Annotated in this window: 4 protein-coding genes; 1 reads left to right on the plus strand and 3 read right to left on the minus strand. The window is 59.7% G+C overall.

What is annotated here, in order from left to right:
- Positions 1–2,260: hypothetical protein (locus tag ABX749_RS21735; protein ID WP_372897829.1), on the plus strand; the 2,260-nt coding region annotated here is incomplete at its 5' end.
- 105 nt (positions 2,261–2,365) lie between these two features.
- Here the strand turns inward: ABX749_RS21735 and ABX749_RS21740 are convergent.
- From ABX749_RS21740 to ABX749_RS21750, 3 genes are all read right to left on the minus strand, one after another.
- Positions 2,366–3,148 carry a hypothetical protein gene (locus ABX749_RS21740; RefSeq protein ID WP_372897830.1) on the minus strand — a complete coding sequence of 261 codons (783 nt, stop codon included), beginning with the start codon at positions 3,146–3,148 and terminating at the stop codon, positions 2,366–2,368.
- Positions 3,149–3,644: 496 nt separating this feature from the next.
- Positions 3,645–4,232 (minus strand): class IV adenylate cyclase, encoded by a 588-nt coding sequence (cyaB, locus tag ABX749_RS21745; protein WP_372897831.1) that lies wholly within the window; start codon positions 4,230–4,232, stop codon positions 3,645–3,647.
- A gap of 10 nt (positions 4,233–4,242) precedes the next feature.
- Positions 4,243–4,921 (minus strand): HEAT repeat domain-containing protein (locus ABX749_RS21750; protein WP_372897832.1); only part of this gene is annotated, 679 nt, incomplete at its 5' end.

Here is a 4,921-nt window from a genome sequence, read left to right on the forward strand (position 1 = left end):
GGATCGACGATCGGAACCATCGCTGTTGACCTTGTTGTTGCAGGCGTCCGGCGAACTGCCGAGCGAACGGGGCGGCATCGAGTTGGTTTGGCTGGATGTCGGCGGTCTGTTGCCGGCGGACCTGGGTGCAGCGATGGACGCGGCCAAGCGTCTCGGTTGCGAGGTCGTGTTTGCGAATCTCGATTCGCCCGGAAATGTCGCAACCGACACGGCGCAGCTTCTCGCCTGGTTGTCACACCAGACCGGTGTTGCCGTCGTGTTGAATCAGCGAACCACGGTCGCGCCAGACTTCTTGGCCCACCCCGCCAAAACCTCGATTCCAGACATTGCGGAATTCCGCGACCGAGACCAGCCTGGTTCACTCGAAGCGTTTCGACAAACAACAAAATTAATTTTGCAGGACCCAACGTTGTTGCGTCGCACGGTGGCGGAACAACCCGGCAGTGAACCGTCCGGCCCAATCAACGCGCTGTTCGGTGAATCCACTCCGGCACTCAGCACCGAGCGGTTTCAGAGGATCGACGGACGAACCGAGGTGGTGGCGCGCGTGCCCTTGGATGCGATCGACGGTCGGTTGCTGTTGAGCGACGACGGACCGGCGCTGCGGTTGCATCAAGTGGAAGGCATTCGACTGTACGATCTGCACGGACAACGGATCGGTGGTCCGGAGCTGAATCATCTCCCCGGCGGCAATCATGGCTGGCCGACGCAAACGCTCGATCATCGGGGCGGCTATGTCGTCGTCCCCGAAGCGACCTCGTGGATGGGAAAAACTTGGAACACAACCGATCCCCAATGCCAGCTCTCCTGGACGCAAGGCACGACTGCCATTGTTGAGAAGACGACCAACCGAACGGGATCGGAACAGCCTGAATCGATTCGCTTGATCGGCAGCCAAGAGACTCCGGACACGCTGATCTTGTCTGCCGTCAGCCGAGTGGAGCAGCTGGAGAGGAAAGCGGAATCAGAAGTCCCCAGCGCCGTCCGCCAGTCGGCAAGCCACTTGTTGAATCGCGGACCGTCGGTTCAATCTTGGTGGTATCGCGCATCGACCAGCGGCGGAGCGGTGCGAGACCAGACCGTCTTGCAGGCATTCGGCGGAACCGCGGCGGCCTGGGATCAAAGCCATCTGCAATGTTGGACACTGTTGGAAACGGGTTGGTTGCAAACCCCGGCGGATCGTCTGGGAGCGTTTCGACGGTCGAGTCCGCAAGCCGGATGGATTTTGGTGCAGGCTGTGAAGCTCCCGGGGTCCCCGAATCAGCCACCACGATTGGTTCTAGCCTCTAGCCTCAAGCAAGAAGCTCCTGAAGATCCTTGGGAACGAACGCTGCACCAACGTCGAGCTTCGGATTCCACCTTTGCCGACGACGGGCGTTTGTGGGTCGATGAGTACCGAGGAACGATGCCGCCGATGTCGATGGACGGCGCCGACGCCCTCTGGTACGCGTTTCATTCACCGGTCGAACGAAGTCCGGCGACGCGGTGGCTGCGACTGTTGGGCGATCCTAACGAGCCGGCAGAACCGCATGATTGGCTGTGGCACTATGACCACGACCCCGCCGCCGAGCTGCTGCATCAACGGTTGCTGGCCGGAGCGAGCCCGTCGGAAATCTTGAGTCGAACACCGCAGCCGGCGGATTCATTGGATGACCCCGTCGCTTGGCGATCTTATCTTTTGGCACTCGACCAACCCTCCCTACGCAAGCAGCACTTAAACGAAGTGGTCGCTGCTGCCGATCACGTCTTAGAACTTTGCCGGCAGCGACTGGGTCAATTGCCCGTGCAGCCGGCCTCTGCCGCGACCGAGACTGAAACGGCTGAATCGGAGCCAGCGTCACCGTTTTCGATGCCGACCGATCCGGCCGGAATTTTGGCGTACGCCTGGGCGGCCGACGCGGCGTATCGTCAAGTCCGCGCGATCGGCTATCGCGAGCTTCCCGATGTGATCGCACAACATCCGATCAAGGACATGGAATCGCAGACCCGCGAATTCGAATCCGCCTTTGCCCGTCTGTGTGGGATCGTCGACATCCTCGACCCGCGTTTTGCGCTCGCGATGGTCCGGCATGAAAGACGGCGTGGGCATCCGGCGAAAGCCTATGAAGTGCTTTATCACCATGCCTACGAAGGCCCGGCCATGGCATGGTACTTCAAAAAGGAACGCGATCTTTGGAGCGATTCCGGTTGGGAACCGCTGCGTCGGCTCGGTCACGCCCGATGGTTTCTGCGGCAAGCAAACGAGCCGGTCATGCATTAGCCGACCGAAGCGGATGCGGAGACAAATCTGACCGCCGAGCTGACACTGCGAGAGCAACGCCCCGCTATCGGTAGGTTGTTGGCATTTATCGATCTCACGTGCGCGTTACCAAATCTCGACGACTTTACCGAGGATAAAAACCAGGATTCCAAGGACCCACAAGACAAAGCACGCACCAATCGCAGCAATCTCAGCGGAGCCGACGAGGAGGATGATGTTTCGCAGATGCGATCCATCCGTTTCTGCCAGTTGCGACCGCCAACGCCATGCAAAGCCGAGAGTGAACAACAATGCCGGAAATACGATTAGCCTGGCAACATTCCATTCCCAATCGGGAATCAGACCGATCGCACCGGCGGTGCTGACCGTCACCCAATAGATCAACGAAGGCGTGACGGTGACGACGACCAACACGAGGGGAAAAAGGGACAGGATATCGCCGATGTAACCGAGAATCACTTCAAACCAGGGATCACCACGTGGCCTTTCCTGCTCGCGAAGCGGTCTGCCGGCGTCCGTCGTTTCCTCAAGCTCCTCCTCTTCCTCCTCGTCGTCGTCGAAACTGAGCTCCATCGAATCCTGCAGCCCGAAGGCCCCACTCGATTCGTCCTCCGAATCGTCAGCGCGGTCGTTGCCCAGCGGTATCCTGCCACCGTCGTTTCCTGTGATCGTGAGCGCCAAAAAGTGGATCCAGCTCACCAGCCAAATCACGGCGCACATGCCGCTGACCGCCGATAGGACGTACAGTCCAACGCGTGCCCCTCCGACGACCTCATCCGACCGCGTCATCAGCCAAGCGACGAGAGAAAAGAAGCCGCAAACGATTCCCTTCAACAGCACGGGAATCGAGTCACGAGCCTGTCGGCGCGGGGGCTCCTCATCGACCATTGCGTTTCACTCGCATCCGGAAATGACAAGTTTCGGAGGCACATCACGAGAAACGATGCATCGTCATTATACAACGCAGCGTTGCACTCGGGCGAATGCGACAGAGCGTTGATCTGCGGTTGATTCCCCGCGAACGACGAATTCTGTGTGAACGCGCGGCGACGGAGGCCACTCGCACGGTTGAGAAACGACGCCCCGGCGTTCGATAAATCCAATCGACACGCACAAGCAGACGTCGTTTGGCGCGGCGGTCGATACAACCTCGGCCCGACCTCGGTTTTCAATGTGTGTTGCTCGATCGGGCAAGACGATGGGGGCAAAACGATCACAGCCTGAAATTGTTTTGCCCCCATTGTTTTGCCGTTCGTTCGAGGATGGAGCAACGATCGTGCAACGGGACCAATAGAACAAATAGGACTTATAGGTCCCCTATGTCCTATTGGTCCTATCGATCACGGGCCCCCTACACCACATCAGCCGGACCAACCGACACAGCTCAGCGGTCTAGCCCGAGTCTGTTCAGCAACAGATTCAGATAGCTGGAACGGACGGTCGTCACCAGACCGAGACGTTCTGCGAGCGCGTCGATCCGCTCGCCCGCGGACTTGACCGCGTCGGGCGAATTGTCCTGCAGCAGCAACTCGAGTTCGGCGAACAGCCCCACCTGATCGACCTGGTCGATGGTCAAGGTGAAATCGGCGTACTGCCGATCCGTCTGTGGCCACGCATACGACCGTCGCTCTTTTCGCACCGTCGCGACCGGATCAAACCCCAACGCCTGAAGCAGACGCGTCATTTGGCTGCCGTCGGCGTCACCGGGTGCCAGACACCACTCGATCTCTTCGCGAGCCTTCAACGCCGATTCACCGACGTCCATCTTGGGCCCCTTGTAGGTCACCGAAGCGACCGAATCAATCAGTCGAATCCGAAACGCTTCCTTGGTCTGCACAAAGTCTCGCGACGGGTGACGGTAGTAGGTGTCGGCGTGGCGTTCCACGTTGCCACCCACCGCACCCATCGCGTCCAAACGCTTGACCAGGTCATCCTTGTCGGCAAGCTCGTATTTCGTTTCGACTTCAAGCATGATGGTTTCGTTAACGCTCTAGACGGCTGAGGATTTGCTGGCGGATCTTTTCATCCGACTCACGCTCGAAGTGCTGGTGCAACGCGGCGAGCGATGGCGGGTCGCCACGCTTGGCAAGCTCGGTGACGGCCCCTTTTCGCACGAACGGACTGGGGCTCTGCAGCTGCGCAATCCAATACGACGTTGAATCAACGTCAGCGGTCATGCGCTGTTTGGTTTGGTCGGCCAGCGTGGCGGCGGGCCGAAATCGTGGCTTCAACAACCGGGCATCCGAGCGGACCGAACCTTCATCATCGGCCGCTTGATTCAACACGACGTCGGACGGTTCGATCGGATCAAGCGTCGCGACCGTCCGGCGATACAGTGTCGGCGTTGTCGATGTCGGCGGCCAATCCGTCCAGCCGGCTGCCTCAAGATCGACCTGATCAATCGGCAACGGTTGATCCTTGTCGGCAATCGCCTCAAGCGGCGGACTGCCGGGTGTGGTCGTCTCCGTCGCGATGACTTGCATTAGCCTGCGATACGTCGCGTCGTTCTCCGCACAGCCCGAATCGAGCAAGTCGCGTGCGGCCAGGCGAGCCAAATCTTGAACGCGGCTCCAACGCGGATCCTGGGTGTCGGAGATCGTGCCGGAGACGGCCGCGAGCTGATCGGCAAACATGAAACGCCGCTCGGCCAATTGATCAGAC

The sequence above is a fragment of the Stieleria sp. genome, from assembly GCF_041595215.1.
Taxonomy (GTDB): domain Bacteria; phylum Planctomycetota; class Planctomycetia; order Pirellulales; family Pirellulaceae; genus Stieleria; species Stieleria magnilauensis.